This window comes from Rickettsiales bacterium (genome assembly GCA_035765535.1).
GTDB lineage: Bacteria > Pseudomonadota > Alphaproteobacteria > Rickettsiales > JABCZZ01 > JABCZZ01.
The window spans coordinates 288,528-303,759 of sequence record DASTXE010000001.1 but is presented as its reverse complement, the minus strand read 5'-3'; the positions used below and the strand labels follow the sequence as shown (position 1 = coordinate 303,759).

17 protein-coding genes and 1 tRNA gene are annotated in these 15,232 nt (G+C 51.6%); 8 read left to right on the top strand and 10 right to left on the bottom strand.

All coding sequences use genetic code 11. From position 1 onward, the window contains the following. Positions 1–44 precede the first annotated feature (44 nt). The 4 genes from VFT64_01570 to VFT64_01555 all read right to left on the bottom strand — a co-directional run bounded on the left by VFT64_01570 (position 45) and on the right by VFT64_01555 (position 2,501). A complete protein-coding gene (locus VFT64_01570; GenBank protein ID HEU5046511.1) occupies positions 45–689 on the bottom strand; it encodes a hypothetical protein in 645 nt (214 codons plus the stop codon). A gap of 17 nt (positions 690–706) precedes the next feature. Beyond that, a complete protein-coding gene (locus VFT64_01565) occupies positions 707–1,285 on the bottom strand; it encodes a hypothetical protein (GenBank protein ID HEU5046510.1) in 579 nt (192 codons plus the stop codon). A gap of 348 nt (positions 1,286–1,633) precedes the next feature. Continuing rightward, positions 1,634–1,710: transfer RNA gene (locus VFT64_01560), tRNA-Arg, on the bottom strand. 92 nt (positions 1,711–1,802) lie between these two features. Further along, the gene (locus VFT64_01555) at positions 1,803–2,501 is read right to left on the bottom strand and encodes an alpha/beta hydrolase (protein HEU5046509.1); all 699 of its coding nucleotides are present in this window, start codon (positions 2,499–2,501) and stop codon (positions 1,803–1,805) included. A gap of 87 nt (positions 2,502–2,588) precedes the next feature. Between VFT64_01555 and cysE the strand changes: the two genes are divergently transcribed. The 5 genes from cysE to VFT64_01530 all read left to right on the top strand — a co-directional run bounded on the left by cysE (position 2,589) and on the right by VFT64_01530 (position 7,326). Beyond that, positions 2,589–3,284, top strand: a complete 696-nt coding sequence (gene cysE / locus VFT64_01550; GenBank protein ID HEU5046508.1) for a serine O-acetyltransferase — start codon at positions 2,589–2,591, stop codon at positions 3,282–3,284. Further along, positions 3,281–3,709 (top strand): Rrf2 family transcriptional regulator, encoded by a 429-nt coding sequence (locus VFT64_01545; GenBank protein HEU5046507.1) that lies wholly within the window; start codon positions 3,281–3,283, stop codon positions 3,707–3,709. The genes cysE and VFT64_01545 overlap by 4 nt, the downstream gene beginning before the upstream one ends. 82 nt (positions 3,710–3,791) lie before the next feature. Then, positions 3,792–4,541 (top strand): alpha/beta hydrolase, encoded by a 750-nt coding sequence (locus VFT64_01540; GenBank protein ID HEU5046506.1) that lies wholly within the window; start codon positions 3,792–3,794, stop codon positions 4,539–4,541. Positions 4,542–4,660: 119 nt separating this feature from the next. After that, entirely contained in the window at positions 4,661–6,691 is a 2,031-nt protein-coding gene (nuoG, locus tag VFT64_01535) for an NADH-quinone oxidoreductase subunit NuoG (GenBank protein HEU5046505.1), read from the top strand. Positions 6,692–6,696: 5 nt separating this feature from the next. Continuing rightward, entirely contained in the window at positions 6,697–7,326 is a 630-nt protein-coding gene (locus tag VFT64_01530) for a phosphoribosylanthranilate isomerase (protein ID HEU5046504.1), read from the top strand. Between the two features lies 1 nt (position 7,327). Here VFT64_01530 and VFT64_01525 read toward each other — a convergent pair whose 3' ends face one another. Both VFT64_01525 and VFT64_01520 read right to left on the bottom strand, forming a co-directional pair. Then, complete coding sequence (locus tag VFT64_01525; GenBank protein ID HEU5046503.1) at positions 7,328–8,254, bottom strand: prepilin-type N-terminal cleavage/methylation domain-containing protein; 927 nt, start codon at positions 8,252–8,254, stop codon at positions 7,328–7,330. Positions 8,255–8,340: 86 nt separating this feature from the next. Continuing rightward, entirely contained in the window at positions 8,341–9,105 is a 765-nt protein-coding gene (locus VFT64_01520) for a pseudouridine synthase (GenBank protein HEU5046502.1), read from the bottom strand. Positions 9,106–9,162: 57 nt separating this feature from the next. On the opposite strand from VFT64_01520, the gene VFT64_01515 reads away from it, so the two are divergent. The 3 genes from VFT64_01515 to VFT64_01505 are packed head-to-tail and all read left to right on the top strand — an operon-like array spanning position 9,163 to position 11,194. Then, positions 9,163–9,735 carry a DUF882 domain-containing protein gene (locus VFT64_01515; GenBank protein ID HEU5046501.1) on the top strand — a complete coding sequence of 191 codons (573 nt, stop codon included), beginning with the start codon at positions 9,163–9,165 and terminating at the stop codon, positions 9,733–9,735. A gap of 29 nt (positions 9,736–9,764) precedes the next feature. Next, positions 9,765–10,757 carry a KpsF/GutQ family sugar-phosphate isomerase gene (locus VFT64_01510; protein HEU5046500.1) on the top strand — a complete coding sequence of 331 codons (993 nt, stop codon included), beginning with the start codon at positions 9,765–9,767 and terminating at the stop codon, positions 10,755–10,757. 35 nt (positions 10,758–10,792) lie between these two features. After that, complete coding sequence (locus VFT64_01505; GenBank protein ID HEU5046499.1) at positions 10,793–11,194, top strand: heme-binding protein; 402 nt, start codon at positions 10,793–10,795, stop codon at positions 11,192–11,194. A gap of 232 nt (positions 11,195–11,426) precedes the next feature. On the opposite strand, the gene VFT64_01500 is transcribed toward VFT64_01505, so the two are convergent. From VFT64_01500 to folD, 4 genes are read right to left on the bottom strand one after another with little or no spacing between them, the layout of a single operon-like run. Further along, positions 11,427–12,098, bottom strand: coding sequence for a YggS family pyridoxal phosphate-dependent enzyme (locus VFT64_01500; GenBank protein HEU5046498.1), 672 nt, complete (start codon positions 12,096–12,098; stop codon positions 11,427–11,429). Next, positions 12,091–12,909, bottom strand: a complete 819-nt coding sequence (locus VFT64_01495) for a carbon-nitrogen hydrolase family protein (protein ID HEU5046497.1) — start codon at positions 12,907–12,909, stop codon at positions 12,091–12,093. Before VFT64_01495 ends, VFT64_01500 begins: the two co-directional genes overlap by 8 nt. Positions 12,910–12,912: 3 nt before the next feature. Then, entirely contained in the window at positions 12,913–14,292 is a 1,380-nt protein-coding gene (locus VFT64_01490) for a phosphomannomutase/phosphoglucomutase (GenBank protein HEU5046496.1), read from the bottom strand. Continuing rightward, entirely contained in the window at positions 14,289–15,218 is a 930-nt protein-coding gene (folD, locus tag VFT64_01485) for a bifunctional methylenetetrahydrofolate dehydrogenase/methenyltetrahydrofolate cyclohydrolase FolD (protein HEU5046495.1), read from the bottom strand. Before folD ends, VFT64_01490 begins: the two co-directional genes overlap by 4 nt. Positions 15,219–15,232: the final 14 nt, after the last annotated feature.

Here is a 15,232-nt window from a genome sequence, read left to right as displayed (position 1 = left end):
CTCTTTTCATCAAGGTTAGATGCCTCTGATATGCATCGTTCTCGCTACAATGCATCCTTTTCGTTAGTTTTTTTACTTTTCTCGTACTCTTTCCCAAGCTCGGTGTTCTCGTACCTTATTTTATAATACCCAGAATCATAAGACTCTGCTCCAATACTTAACTCTATATAGATTCTTTGATTTTTGAACGTGGTGAAGTGTAGCGTTCTACCATTCTTAATACCCGCTAGAAATTCATCAGCCCTTGTGTATAAACGCTGATCATTAATATGCCTAACCTCACCCTTTCCATATTTTTTCTCAAGCAAACTGCTCAACTCATTATAGCGTGCACTAACTGCTGTTCCGTATGGATCGTTAGTAAAAGATTTGCTTACGGCCACAATAAGCCAGAGCTTGTCATCGTAACCAAAATTTAAAAACACAACTCCGGTATCTGAAAGTGTTTTGGATAATCCTGTAGCGGTAAATCCTTTTCCATCTCCGGGCTTGCTTATATCAACTAATGTAATTCCTCCAGCCATGGCATCTTCTTCCTTCATTCCCCACTTGAGACCGAATGGAGCTTCTGCGGACGTTTCGTGCTTGGATTCAGCAGTAGGAGTTATTTTTTCTTCTGTAGCACATGCTTGTCGCGACAATAACAGGCAGAGCAGAGGTACTATTAAAGGAGATAAACGAGTTCTCATATTGATTTCCTTAGGATCTATAATGCATCTTTATCATTTACGATCTTACCCGGCGATACAGCTTTCTTATCTTTTGCAGTATCGAAATCCACTGATACAAATGGAATGCCATATTTTGCGGTGTAATATTTCTGTTCTAAGGCTGCTAGAGTCATCTTCTGTGTTTCCGCACTCATCAGTAATGTGACCTGTATTAATCCTCCATTATATTGCGCTGCTTCTTGTTCTGTTTTTTCTATCTTGGATTTAACTTCTTGTATATCTTTCTGTATTTTATCTAATTGCTCAGTGGTCGCAGGAGCGGACTTTTTTCCGTCAATAGTATAGCCCAGTTCTATCCGCCTGAGCAGAGCTTTCCGTTTTTGTAAGAGCATCGCTTCTGTGTTCTGGAGTACACTTTTTTGTAGCTGTATCTGTATGAGGATCAGTCCGCCGCTATATTGGGCTGCTTCTGCATTTACAGCTTCAATAGCAGCATGCACCTCTGCTAAATCTTTATCTAGTGCATAAGTCGAAGGCTCTGAGTGTGCGACGAGCAATACACCTATAGTCAGTAAAACTAATATGCCGCCAAGAAGGTAATACTGTGTTTTCATATTCAATTCACAAGCTTTAATAATTTAGTATTTATGGAATACTTATACTCGTAAGATAAAAATTGCCAAACAATAAAAACCAAGGGATTTCGGCTGGCAATACGTGTTTATAAAAACAACCGCGAAGACAAGCTTGAGGATGGGCTAAAAGAGATAGGATAAAGCGAACTATCACAACGCAAAGGGCAACTTGCACGCATACGGAGGCATAGCTTAACAAGCAGGCTATAAAATTGCATAGGCAAGAAACAGGATTTTAATCTACAACTGTGTTCGACATTAGCTTGATTAAATTGATGGAGATGTTTCTAGAAGGTAGCAAATACTTGCTAGCATATCGAAAGAGAATGGTGCACTCGAAGGGACTTGAACCCCTAACCTCCAGATTCGTAGTCTGATGCTCTATCCAGTTGAGCTACGAGTGCGTAAGGAATGAGGCGGCAAAATAGCAAAACCCACGACAAATACAAGGGAAAATTCTATTAAACCGCCAAAGAGTCTAAAATGGCCGTTTTCCTTAGTCTCTGGGCAGTTGGCGGCGTTTGCGGTCCGGCCTTACCTTGCGGTTCTGTGTGAAATCCGACATTCTGCGGCCGATATAATCTTCCATGACGGTGTTCAGCTCATCCAGGTTATTGCGGTAATAATGATCGGCGCCCGGGATAATCTTATATTCCAGGTTAGCACCTTTCTGGCCTGAGAGTTTGTGCGCGAGCTTGCTCACTGCCTCTTCGGAGACGATTTCATCCTTGTCGCCCATCGTGATGAGGCCTGCGGTCGGGCACGGCGAAAGGAAGCTGAAATCATAGAGGTTCGCGGGCGGCGAAATCGCCATGAAACCGTTGATTTCCGGGCGGCGCATCAGTAGCTGCATGGCAATCCATGCACCGAAGGAAAACCCTGCAATCCAGCAGGCGGAAGCATCCATATTCTGCTGCTGAATCCAGTCGAGCGCCGTTGCGGCGTCTGCCAGTTCACCGATCCCATCGTCAAATTTTCCCTGGGATTTACCCACGCCGCGGAAGTTGAAACGCAATGCCGAGAAGCCGGAACGCACGAATGCCTGATACAGGTTGTAATTGATCTTATTATTCATGGTGCCGCCATAAAGCGGGTGCGGGTGGAGCACCACGACAATAGGCGCGCCCTTCATTTCGTTATGGTGATAGCGCCCTTCGATGCGGCCTTCCGGTCCACTGAAAAATATTTCCGGCATGATTTTATGACTGCTTAATTTGTTGATTGTTATGGGAGGTTATATTAGATTTCACATGTTTATTAATATATTGTTTTGATAATTGCAATGTTCAAGCGTATCCTCCAAGAAATTGACGCCGTTTTTGCCCGTGACCCGGCCGCACGCTCACGCCTTGAGGTGGTACTTTGCTACCCAGGGTTCCATGCGATTCTCATTCACAGACTGACGCATAAGCTGTGGCAGCACAACTTTAAGTTGCTGGCGCGCTTTATTTCCTATATCGGCCGATTTCTCACAAGCATTGAGATCCATCCCGGCGCACGCATCGGCGAGCGTTTCTTCATCGACCATGGTATGGGAGTGGTGATCGGTGAAACGGCAACCATCGGCAATGATGTAACGATTTACCACGATGTCACACTGGGCGGCACTTCGTTCGACAAAGGCGTGCGCCATCCGCAGATCGGAAATAATGTCATCATCGGCGCGGGTGCGCAGTTGCTTGGCCCCATTCATGTGGGCGATGATGCCCGCATCGGCTCCAATGCCGTTGTGGTGAAGGACGTCCCCAACGGTGCGACGATGGTAGGGGTTCCGGCCCATCAGGTGGAACACAAAACGGAAACTACGGTCAGTGCCCACTTCGACGCGTATGGCACACAGGATGAAGATGATCCCGTGCTGAAAACCGTCGAAACCCTCATCAAGCAGATCGGCATCCTGCAGAACCGCATCCAGACGCTGGAATCCACCATGCAGGACTCCGCCCAGACCGCTGAGCGGTGGGAGACCAAAGCGTGATTCTCGGCGCTAAAGCCCGATACGCCGTCATGGCGATGACGGATCTCGCCAATCATTCCGGCGGGCATCCTGTGCGCCTCTCGGAAATTGCGGAGCGCCAGGAAATACCGCTCTCGTTCCTTGAACAGATTTTTTCCAAGCTGCGACAGAACCAGCTTGTGAAGTCCGTCAAAGGCCCCGGAGGCGGTTATGTGCTGGAACGTGCGGTCGCCGATATTCCGATTTCCGAAATCGTCACGGCGGTTGAGGAAGAGATCAAAATGACGCGCTGCGAGACCCAGACGCATAACGGTTGCATGGCGAGTAAAGAACTATGCCTGACCCATGATCTTTGGGAAGGGCTCGGCAAGCATATTTATCAATATTTCAATAACATCTCGCTCGAGGATGTCTGCAAGAGAAGATTGCAGCGGGAAAAATCATAAATCATATTGAAAACTTATCCTCCCGGGTTATAACCATCGTCAAACAGCATCCTGGCAATCAAATTTTAGCGGGTTTACTAGCATGACTTCCTACCTGAAACTCAAGAACGGCGGCAAGATTGCCTACAACAAAATCGAAGGCGCCTCCCCCGGAGTTATGTTTCTCGGAGGATTCCGCTCCGACATGAACGGCGTAAAGGCGCTGGCGCTTGAAAATTTCTGCAAGAAACAGGGCCGTGCGTTCATCCGCTTCGATTATGAAGGACATGGCGAATCTTCCGGAGATTTCGAGGATTGCACCATCGGCCGCTGGAAGGAAGATGCCCTGCAGGTGTTGACCAAGCTGACCGATGGACGCCAGATACTCGTCGGCTCTTCGATGGGCGGCTGGCTCGCGTTATTGCTCGCCATCCAGAAACCGCGTAATGTCGCTGGTATTATCGGCATCGCCGCCGCTCCCGATTTCACCGAATATGCCGTACTGCAAAAGCTCAAGAAGAGCCAGGTCAAGGAATTGCAGACCAAAGGCCAGGTCATGGTGGCATCCGATATGGGAGATGATTACCCCATTACGAAGCGCTTTATCGAGGAAGCACGCCAGCACCTGCTGCTGAACAAGAAAATCCCGATCAAATGCCCCGTCCGCCTGCTGCACGGCACCAAGGACGATGAAGTTCCCTGGGATATCGCCATTCGCATCAATGAAAGGCTGGAATCGGACGATGTCAAAACTATCCTCGTAGAAAATGGCAGCCACACGCTTTCCGACCCGAAAGAGCTTAAGAAAGTCCTGAGCGTACTGGATAAAATGATTGCATGGCTGCGGGTATAATACACCGTTTACATATTGTCCTGCGCACCATGGGTTTCCTAAAGAAATCATTTGCACAAATTCAAATAAGCAATACATTGCGTAACTGATATTCTTTCACGTTGGCTAAAGAGAAAACTATGACAAAACTGACTATTGACGGAAAAGAAATTGAAGTGCCAGCCGGTTCCAGCGTGATCCAGGCGTGCGAAGCGGCAGGAGTTGAAATCCCGCGTTTCTGCTACCATGAGCGCCTCAAGATCGCCGGCAACTGCCGCATGTGCCTTGTCGAAGTTTCTCCCGGCCCGCCGAAGCCGCAGGCTTCCTGCGCACTTCCTGTCGCGGAAGGTATGAATGTCAAAACAAATACGCCCATGGTTAAAAAGGCCCGTGAAGGCGTGATGGAATTCCTGCTTATCAACCACCCGCTTGATTGCCCGATCTGCGACCAGGGCGGCGAATGCGATCTACAGGATCAGGCCATGGGCTATGGCCGCGGCACCAGCCGTTACGATGAAAACAAGCGCGCCGTCCAGGACAAATATATGGGGCCGCTGATCAAAACCCAGATGACGCGCTGCATTCATTGCACGCGCTGTATCCGCTTCTCCGCTGATGTCGCCGGCGTGCCGGAACTCGGCGCAACGGGCCGTGGCGAGCATATGGAAGTCGGTACTTATGTTGAAAAAGCGCTGACGTCCGAACTTTCCGGCAACCTCGTGGATATCTGTCCGGTCGGCGCACTGACCTCCCGCCCTTATGCATTTACCGCACGCCCGTGGGAACTGCGTAAAACTGAATCCATTGACGTGATGGATGCTGTGGGCAGCAATATCCGTGTCGATTCGCGCCAGAATACGGTGCTGCGCGTTCTGCCGCGCCTGAATGAAGAGATTAACGAGGAATGGATTTCCGACAAGACCCGCCATGCGTGCGACGGCTTGCGCACCCAGCGCCTTGATCGCCCGTATGTCCGCCGTGATGGTAGGCTGCAGGAAGCAAGCTGGCAGGAAGCGCTGGCTGTTGTAGCAGACAGATTGCATAATACTGTGCCGACGAAGATTGCCGCCATTGCCGGTGATCAGGCCTGCGTTGAAAGCATGTTCGCCCTGAAGGCGCTCATGACCGCCATCGGTTCTCCGCATACGGATTGCAGGCAGGACGGCGCGAAGATCGATGTGACCGATCGTGCTTCTTACCTTTTCAATTCGACTATTGCCGGAATTGAACAGGCAGACGTGCTGCTACTCGTCGGCACGAATCCGCGTCATGAAGCCACCATCATCAATGCACGCATCCGCAAGAGCTACCTGCAGGGCAAGCTCAAGATTTATGTGATCGGCGATGAAACGGATCTCACCTACAAGACCGAATGGCTGGGTAACAATCCGGAAATCCTGAAAGAAATTGCTTCCGGCAAACATCCGCTCAGCCAGAAGCTCAAGGAAGCCAGCAACCCGATGATTATCGTCGGCCAGGGCGCTCTTTCACGCACGGACGGTGAAGGCATCCTCAAAGTCGCGCGTTATATCGCGGATAATTTCGGCCTCGTCAAGGACGGCTGGAACGGCTTTAACGTCCTTCACAGGGCGGCTGCACGCGTAGGCGGTCTTGATACCGGCTTTGTACCCGGCCCGAACGGCAAGGATACACATGGTATTCTGGAAGCGGCGAGCCGCGGCGGCATGGATGTGGTTTACCTGCTCGGCGCAGATGAAATCCCGACAGAAGCGCTCGGTAAGGCTTTCGTTATTTACCAGGGGCATCACGGCGATGCGGGCGCTCACCGTGCCGACGTTGTTCTGCCCGGCTCTGCCTATACTGAAAAGAATGCGACTTACGTCAACACCGAGGGCTTTACACAACATACTGCGCAGGCGGTTTTCCCTCCCGGTGAAGCGAAGGAAGACTGGAAGATCATCCGTTCCCTTTCGGAAGTGCTGGGCAGAACGCTTGCGTTCGATACGCTCGAGCAGCTGCGCGCACTCATTCCGCAGGCCCCGCAGGCCGTATGGCAGGCTGGCAAGGGCGATGCCAATGCCGGAGTTACTACCACCCCGTTCATCTACCCGGTTGCAAATTACTATATGACAGACCCGATCAGCCGTGCTTCCAGGACGATGGCGGAATGCGTTTCCGTGTTCCTTGAAAACGGTCAGAAGGCCGCGTAACCGTTTTGCAGCCCGTAATCAAAATATGCGGGCTTAAAACGCGTGAGGCTATTGAGGCGGCCAATGCGGGGGATTATCTCGGTTTTATCTTCTATCCCCCTTCTCCGCGTTATATAGCACCGGAAGATGCCGGAAAGCTTAAGCAGTATGCACAGCGCAAAACCGTTGCCGTGACGGTTAACCCTAACGATAATTTACTGGACGCTATCTGCAGCCAGTTTGCCCCTGATTACATACAGCTTCACGGCAGCGAATCACCGCAACGCGTGGCAGAAATCAAAGCACATTTCGGCCTACCGGTCATTAAGGCTTTCAATATACAGACACCGGAAGATTTTTCCTCTGTAGCTGCCTATGAACAGACAGCCGATATGCTGCTGTTCGATGCGAAATCTCCCAAAGGCCTGCATGGCGGAACGGGAACGGCGTTCGACTGGAAAATGCTGGCTGGCCGGGTTTTTACAAAGCCTTACTTTCTTTCCGGCGGCATCCATGCGGGTAATGCAGAAGAGGCTTTACGCATCAGTGGAGCGCGCATACTCGATATTTCTTCCGGAGTTGAAACTGCTCCCGGTGTAAAATCACCGGAGAAGATTGCGGAGTTTATCCGCAAGGTCAAAGCCATTACTCTCTGAATCAGAACACCATAAAATATAAACTGCACAATATGCCTGTGTTGGACAGGTCGTACTGGCTGGTTGTCGGATCGTTAGTCGTGGTGCAGCTAGGCGTAAAATCCGATCCTTTAAGCGCTGCCTGAACTTTACCCGTCATCGCTTTACCGTCATCAATTTTACGGTCGATAGATTGCGCCTGAAGTGGTGTCAGGATGGGATATAGAGGCGTATCGTCGTAATTGGCGTTAGTACTGGTCGTCGCAGCCCCATAAAATAACATATGCCCGCTGGTATTATTGTTCGATAAACCCAATGTAGTATCCACCGGCTGGACATATATATTCCATAACGACCACGCTGCGTTACTATACGCTCTTGAACCCGGGATATTGAAACCGGGATATTCTTCCGGGCCATTACCGTAGCCATCATCCACCGGAGTTCCGGTAGGGCGGAAAGCAGGCATATATTTTCCTGCTATCATTCCTGCGAATGCCATCTGGTTCCAGAATAGCAGCCCTTCGGTTTCTGGCGCTTCACCGGAACTCTGATTGCCGCCGTTAATGGACGCCCATCCCTGCCCGCCCTGCTGGCTTGCAGGATAACCTATGGTGCCGTCACCATTACCATTGCAAGTGCCTGTGTATACTTTATTGCCATAACAGGTAAGCGTGTAGTTGTCAGACGTGTTGCCTCCGGCTGCAGGCGCGATCATCCCTACTGCATTGGAGAAATCGCCGGGCATTGCCCCGTATTTGCCGCGGAACGCATACGCAGCCGTGAGATACTGGGTTCTCTCGCTGATGATCGTGTTCACCCTGGCCACCTTGATCAGGTCTTCGCCTGTCAGGATACCGCCTACTATCAGCCCGATAATGACGAGCACGATGCTTATTTCTATAAGCGTAAAGCCGTTCTCTATTTTATTCGAGGAAGCGAAAGGCACAAAGCAACCTTAAATTGCTATATTTTCAACCGTACCTTCTGGTACTAACAGATATTAGCATATCTGCAATGAATTTCATATGCCAACTATGAATCTGTTTTTCTGATATAATTTCCCAGCTGCTCTAACAGCGCTTTGCGGGGTACTTCCTTGATCTCACCCGGCTTCAGATTCCCAAGCTGGAACGGCCCATAAGAAAGACGGATCAGGCGACTGACCTGGCAGCCAATATGTTCGAATATTTTGCGGATTTCCCGGTTCTTACCTTCTGTTAGTGTCACCATCACCCAGCTATTGCGGCTCGTGCCTTCCCGTTTTTCCACCGAGACCTCGACGGAGCCGTATTTTACTCCGTCCACCGTTACGCCACGCGCAAGCTTTTCCAGTGATTCCGGTAGGATAGTTCCATAAACACGGGCCCGGTAGCGTCTTTTCCAGCCTGTGCTCGGTAGTTCCATAAAGCGGGAAAGTCCGCCGTCATTTGTCAGCAGCAACAATCCTTCGGTATTCAGATCGAGTCTACCCACTGAAATTAGACGCGGCAAATGCCTGGGCAGCGTTTCAAACACCGTTGTACGCCCTTTTTCATCCTTGTGTGTCGTTACAAGCCCTAATGGCTTGTAATATAGCCATAAACGTGCTTCTTCCGCCTGCGTTACGCGCTTGCCGCGCACCATTATCACATCTTCAGCAGTTACGTTCAGGGCCGAACTTGCAATCCGCTTCCCGTTAACCGTGACGCCGCCTTCTTCAATTATTTTTTCCGCTTCCCGACGGGAGCAGATGCCGCTGCGGGCAATAACCTTCGCGATTCGCTCGCCTTTTTCTTGCTTATCGGCTATATTGTTCATAAATAAATTCGAATAAAAATATTGATAAAAATAAACGCTTGCTCTATGAGAGCGTGCATGAAAATGACAGAATTACTGACAAGACGCTCTCTTTTAAAGGCTGGCTTTGCACTTGCCACCAGCAGTGTTATGCCGTCCTCTGTCATGGCTGCCGTTCACGCTTTTGCCGAAGAAGAAAAGCGCTCGCTGCATTTCTATAATGTTCATACGGGTGAAAGCCTTAAAACAGTTTACTGGGAACAGGGCGTATATGTCAGCGACGCGATGAAAGATATCGCTTATATCATGCGCGATTACCGCAGCAACGATATGATCGACATCGACCCGCATCTGCTGGACGTCATCGCACTTTTGCATAAAAACCTGGACTCGCGCAAGCCGTTTGACGTGATCTCCGGCTACCGCACGCCACGCACCAATGCTTACCTCCATAAACATACGGGCGGTGTCAATCCCAACAGCCTGCATATGCAGGGTAAAGCTATCGATATCCGTCTTGATGATTGCCGTCTGCGCCAGGTGCGCGATATGGCCACCTCCATGCACAAGGGCGGTGTAGGTTACTACCCGGGATCAGACTTTGTACACATCGATACTGGCCCCGTCAAACACTGGCGATACGACTTGTAATTCATATGCCAGCCGTTAAGATGCGTTCAATGAAACAATCCGTAAAGAATATAACCCGCATGGCAGCAAGTGAGATAGGCAGACAAGTCATAGAACGCGAAGTAGAAGGGCTTAATGCCCTGAAGACCGTACTGGGAACTACATTCGACGCCGTTGTCGAACGCATACTGAATACACGCGGCAGGCTGATTATTAGCGGCATGGGTAAAAGCGGTCATGTGGCCAGGAAGATTGCTGCGACATTCGCCTCCACAGGTACTCCCGCCCATTTTGTTCATCCCGGTGAAGCCAGTCACGGCGATCTGGGCATGATCACAGAAAACGACGTATTGCTCCTGCTGTCCAATTCCGGCGAGACGGAAGAACTGCGCGACATGATTTCATACGCCAAGCGTTTTTCTATTCCTATGGTCGCGATGGTGCGACGCAAGACTTCCATGCTTGTTACGGCTGCCGATGAAGCACTTGTGCTACCGGATATTCCGGAAGCATCTCCTGTGAATGCTCCTACCACCTCCACCACCATGATGATGGCGCTGGGTGATGCGCTTGCAGTGGCAGTACTCGAAGGCCGCGGCTTCACGCGCGAAGACTTCAATGTGTACCACCCCGGCGGCAAGCTCGGCAAAGCGTTCATCCGCGTTGAAAACCTCATGCACTCACGCGAGGATACTCCCGTGGTGGACAAAGACATGCCGATGTCCAAAGTGCTGATCATGATGACGGAAAAATCTTTCGGTTGCGCCGGCGTGGTGGACGAAGACGGTAAGCTGGTTGGCATCATCACTGACGGCGATCTTCGCCGCCATATGTCGCCGGAGCTGCTGTTTCAGCACGCCATCGATGTCATGTCGGAAAATCCGTTGACCATTACGCCCAAAATGCTCGCCGCCGAAGCATTGCGCACAATGAACGTGAACCAGAAATCCAAGTCCGTCACGAGTCTTTTTGTGGTGAATGAAGCCGGCAAGCCGGTCGGGATACTGAGCGTACATGACTGCCTGCGCGCGGGCGTCATCTAATTTCAATAAAAGCGTTTTAAGGAAAGGAAGCATCCATGCGTACCAAACCATCCCTTACGAACTCCGATACCCAGAAAATCATGACCGCCTGTAAGGCTGAAGCGCAGAAGAATAACTGGAAGGTCAGCATCGCCATTGTAGATGAAGCCGGTTACCTGCTGCAGTTCGAGCGCATGGACGGGGCTTCGCTCACGAGCGCGGATATTGCCATGGGCAAAGCGCGCACCGCAGCGCTTGCTAAAGTTGCCACGCGCATGCTGGAAGATTCGGTGAAAGAACGTCCCGCCATGATCTCTTTCCCCGGACGCGTGCCCGTACAGGGCGGCGTACCGCTGCTTTATGAGGGTGAGTGTGTCGGAGGCATCGGCGTTTCAGGCGTAAAATCCCCGGAAGACGAACAGGTTGCCCTGGCTGGTAGTAAGACGCTGGCTGCTTAAAAGCCGTCACAAAACCTTCACTTTTATTCCCTTCATTTCACGCTATGCTTAATTGCTGGCGAACAGGTTGCTACGCACCTTTCTGCTGCCAAACAAAGGAGTAGTTATGAGTGTTTCACCTTTTGATAATCAGGGAATGGTTTCTCTTCCTCAGCAGCCCCCGAGCTGGGTTGAACGAGTGACCGCACCAGCTCCTGCACCATCGCAAGTCAGTCTTCCGCCGCGCCGTTAGCTAATACTTACGCTCTCCGAACAGCGCCGTTCCTATACGCACATGCGTTGCGCCTAGGCGTATGGCCGCTTCGTAATCTCCACTCATTCCCATGCTGAGATTCGGCAGCCCGAATTTTTGTGCTGCCTCGTGAAGCCATGCAAAATGCGGTGACGGTACGGCATCCGCCGGAGGAACGCACATCAGGCCGGATATGGTCAGTCCCGCCTGCTTTGCATATTCAAGCAGTTCAGGCAATTCGGCAGGGCTTACGCCGCCTTTCTGCGGCTCTTCCCCAGTATTGACCTGCACAAAGAACTGCTTGCAGCGTATATCCGACAGCTTCGCGCTTTCCTTAACGATGGCATCCACCAGTGCTTTGCGGTCGACCGTGTGCATCACATCGAAAAGTTGCAGCGCATGTTTTACCTTATTGGTCTGTAGCGAACCGATCAGATGCAGCTTGATATCCGGATAGCGCTCGCGGATGCCGGGCCATTTTTCTTCGGCTTCCTGCACGCGGTTTTCACCGAAGACTTTCTGCCCAGCTTCAATCAGCTCGCCAATTGCTTCCGCACTTTGCGTCTTGCTCACGGCCACGAGCGTCACCGCTGCCGCTGCAAGCGGAGATTTCTTTCGGCATTTTTCGATATTCTGCGTTATTTCCTGCAGACGCTGCGCACTGTTATTCATAGGTTGTAAGGCCAAACCCTCTGTCATGCGTAAGCGAAGGAACCATGGATCGCGCTTCGCGTATTTTATCCGTATCCACCTGCACGAGCGTAATGCCAGCTTCTGCCTCCGGTGCTTCGGCAATTAATTCTCCCCACGGCGTGAATGCCAGCGAATGACCGTAGGTACGGCGGCTGCCGGGGTGAGTTCCGCACTGGGCGGGGGCAAGCACATAGCAGCCCGTTTCGATAGCGCGGGAGCGCAACAATGTATGCCAGTGCGCGGAACCTGTCGTATAGGTAAAAGCCGCAGGAACGCATAAGAAATCCGCACCTGCCTGCGCTAACGTGCGGTATAGATGCGGGAAGCGCACGTCATAACACACGGTCATGCCGAGCTTGCCCCAGGGAGTTTGTGCAATCACCGCTTTCTGGCCGCCTTCGATGCGCGCTGATTCGTGGTAAGTTTCGCCATTTTTCAGCGTTACATCGAACAAATGGATCTTATCGTACTGCGCGACGATGTCACCACTGGCATTGATAAGCAGCGAGCGATTATAGAATTTACCACCTGTAGCCGGAGTCTTAATGGAGCCGATCAGTATCCATACGCCAAGCTCCTGCGCCAGCTTCCGACAAGTTTCAACGCCTTCGCCCTGATCGGAATATTGCGCATCTTCCTGCGCCCGCATGATGAAGGTATTTTCCGGCAGGCAAATCAGCTCTGCACCTTTCCGGGCAGACTCACGCACATAGGATTCGACGGCGCGGATATTCGCGGCCAGATCGTCCTGCGTGTTAAGCTGCACCAGACTGATGGTGAACTGCGTCATTGCTTAAGCCGCTACCTTGATGCCGCTGGCGGAAAGTTCACGGCTCAGATTCTCTTTCAGACGCTCAAGCCCTGCTTCGGAACCCGATTCGCAGCGCGCCACCAGCACGGCCTGCGTGTTGGAGGCACGCAGCAGCCACCAGCCGTCCTCATTCATCACGCGTACTCCGTCTACATCGCTGAACGAAGCGCCGGATTGCTTCAGGCGTTTGTTCACTTCGTCAATAATGGCAAATTTGCGGGTTTCTTCGCATTCGATACGCAACTCCGGCGTGGAGCAGGTTACCGGCAGTTTCTTACGCAGGCTGGAAAGCGGAACATTGGCTTTCGCAAGCAACGCAATCAGACGGACGGCGGCATAAATACCGTCGTCAAAGCCGAAATATTTATCGGCGAAGAACATATGGCCGCTCATTTCACCTGCGATCAGCGCGCCGGTTTCCGCCATCTTGGTCTTGATAAGCGAATGGCCAGTTTTCCACATGAGCGGCTTGCCGCCAAGCTTTGCAATTTCATCAAACAAGGTCTGGCTTGCCTTGACGTCTGCGATGATCGTCGCGCCTTTATGCTCGCTCAGTACTTCGGCTGCAAAAATTGCAAGCAACTGGTCACCCCAGATGATCTCACCTGTTTCATCCACTACACCGACACGATCACCGTCGCCGTCAAACGCTACGCCTGCATCACAGCCGCGTTCGCGTACGGTACGAATCAGATCCTGCAAATTCTTGGCAACACTTGGATCAGGGTGATGATTCGGGAAACCGCCGTCAATTTCGGTAAAGAGTGCGGTATGTTCGCCTGGCAGGCGCTTCACCAGTTCTTCAACCACGCGCCCCGTAGCGCCGTTACCGCAATCCCATGCGATTTTCAGCTTACGGCCATCACCAAATGCTTTTGCCAGCGTTTCCACGTAAAGCGGGCCGAAATCCTTTTCTACAACCTTACCTTCACCGGAAATATACGCGCCTTCCTGCGCGATAACGCCGAGCTTCTTGATGTCTTCACCGTAAAAGGATTTACGCCCCAGCATGAATTTGAAGCCGTTATGCGTCGGCGGATTATGCGAGCCGGTAATCATGATACCACCATCGAGCTTATCCGTGCAGACCGCGAAATAGAGCAAAGGTGTCGGTCCGATACCGATACGAATCACTTCGGCACCGCATTCCTTAAGCCCTTTAATCAGCGCTTCTTCCAACGCCGGAGAGCTCAGCCTGCCGTCGCGCCCAACGGCAATACGCGGTTTTGCATTCTTCCATTCCGGCTTGAAACTGCCGAACGCACGGCCGATCGCATAGGCATCATCCGCTGAAAGGGTTTCGCCGATCACGCCACGTATGTCGTATTCACGCAAGATAGAAGAATGGAAAACATAGCTCATAGATTCACCGACTCCACATTGGAAAGATTGACCGGAATACCGAAAAGTTCACTGTCGAGATTATTCTGAATGCAGGTGGCCTTCAGCGTGTTTGCAAGCAGGCAGGCAATCGTCATGGGACCAACGCCACCTGGAACGGGGGTAATCGCCTTCACACGCTGCACCGCTTCGGCAAACGCGACATCGCCTACCAGTTTATTGCTGCCGTCGGACAGCGTGATGCGGTTGATGCCTACGTCAATAACGACCGCGCCATTACGCATCCACTCGCCTTTCACCATTTCCGGCCTGCCTGTCGCAGCCACGATGATATGAGCCTGCTTGCACAGTTCCGGCAGGTTCTTGGTTTTGGAATGGGCAATCGTTACCGTGCAGTTTTCCTTCAGCAGCAACTGCGCCACCGGTTTACCCACGATATTGGAGCGGCCGATGACAATCGCATGTTTGCCTGAAAGATCGCTGAAGACACGCTTGAGCAGCAACACGCAGCCCAGCGGCGTGCATGGAACCATACCGTCCTGCCCCGTGGCGAGTTTGCCCGCGTTGATGACATGGAACCCGTCCACGTCCTTCTCCGGATTGATCGCATTAATAACGGAGGATTCGCTAATATGCTTGGGCAGTGGCAATTGCACCAGAATACCGTTGACTTTCGGGTCTCGGCCCAGTTCCTCGACTTTTGCAATTAGCTCGGCCTGCGTTGTAGTTTCCGGCAGGCGAAAATCGAACGGTTCGATACCGACTTCGCGGCACATCTTGCCCTTGCTGCCAACATAAATCTCGCTCGCTGGATCGTTACCGACCAGCACTACCGCCAGACCGGGCGTGATTCCGTGCTTTGCCTTCATTTCCGCAACGGCGTCCTTAATGTTACCCCGCAATTGCGCGGCGTATGCTTTACCGTCGATAATACTGCCTTCTTCCATATTTCCTTCCGTCA

Excerpts from the sequence above, each read along its gene's own strand:
- VFT64_01570 (HEU5046511.1), bottom strand. The coding sequence starts at position 689 with ATGAGAACTCGTTTATCTCCTTTAATAGTACCTCTGCTCTGCCTGTTA.
- VFT64_01565 (HEU5046510.1), bottom strand. The coding sequence starts at position 1,285 with ATGAAAACACAGTATTACCTTCTTGGCGGCATATTAGTTTTACTGACT.
- VFT64_01555 (HEU5046509.1), bottom strand. The coding sequence starts at position 2,501 with ATGCCGGAAATATTTTTCAGTGGACCGGAAGGCCGCATCGAAGGGCGC.
- cysE (HEU5046508.1), top strand. The coding sequence starts at position 2,589 with ATGTTCAAGCGTATCCTCCAAGAAATTGACGCCGTTTTTGCCCGTGAC.
- VFT64_01540 (HEU5046506.1), top strand. The coding sequence starts at position 3,792 with ATGACTTCCTACCTGAAACTCAAGAACGGCGGCAAGATTGCCTACAAC.
- nuoG (HEU5046505.1), top strand. The coding sequence starts at position 4,661 with ATGACAAAACTGACTATTGACGGAAAAGAAATTGAAGTGCCAGCCGGT.
- VFT64_01520 (HEU5046502.1), bottom strand. The coding sequence starts at position 9,105 with ATGAACAATATAGCCGATAAGCAAGAAAAAGGCGAGCGAATCGCGAAG.
- VFT64_01515 (HEU5046501.1), top strand. The coding sequence starts at position 9,163 with ATGAAAATGACAGAATTACTGACAAGACGCTCTCTTTTAAAGGCTGGC.
- VFT64_01510 (HEU5046500.1), top strand. The coding sequence starts at position 9,765 with ATGAAACAATCCGTAAAGAATATAACCCGCATGGCAGCAAGTGAGATA.
- VFT64_01505 (HEU5046499.1), top strand. The coding sequence starts at position 10,793 with ATGCGTACCAAACCATCCCTTACGAACTCCGATACCCAGAAAATCATG.
- VFT64_01500 (HEU5046498.1), bottom strand. The coding sequence starts at position 12,098 with ATGAATAACAGTGCGCAGCGTCTGCAGGAAATAACGCAGAATATCGAA.
- VFT64_01495 (HEU5046497.1), bottom strand. The coding sequence starts at position 12,909 with ATGACGCAGTTCACCATCAGTCTGGTGCAGCTTAACACGCAGGACGAT.
- VFT64_01490 (HEU5046496.1), bottom strand. The coding sequence starts at position 14,292 with ATGAGCTATGTTTTCCATTCTTCTATCTTGCGTGAATACGACATACGT.
- folD (HEU5046495.1), bottom strand. The coding sequence starts at position 15,218 with ATGGAAGAAGGCAGTATTATCGACGGTAAAGCATACGCCGCGCAATTG.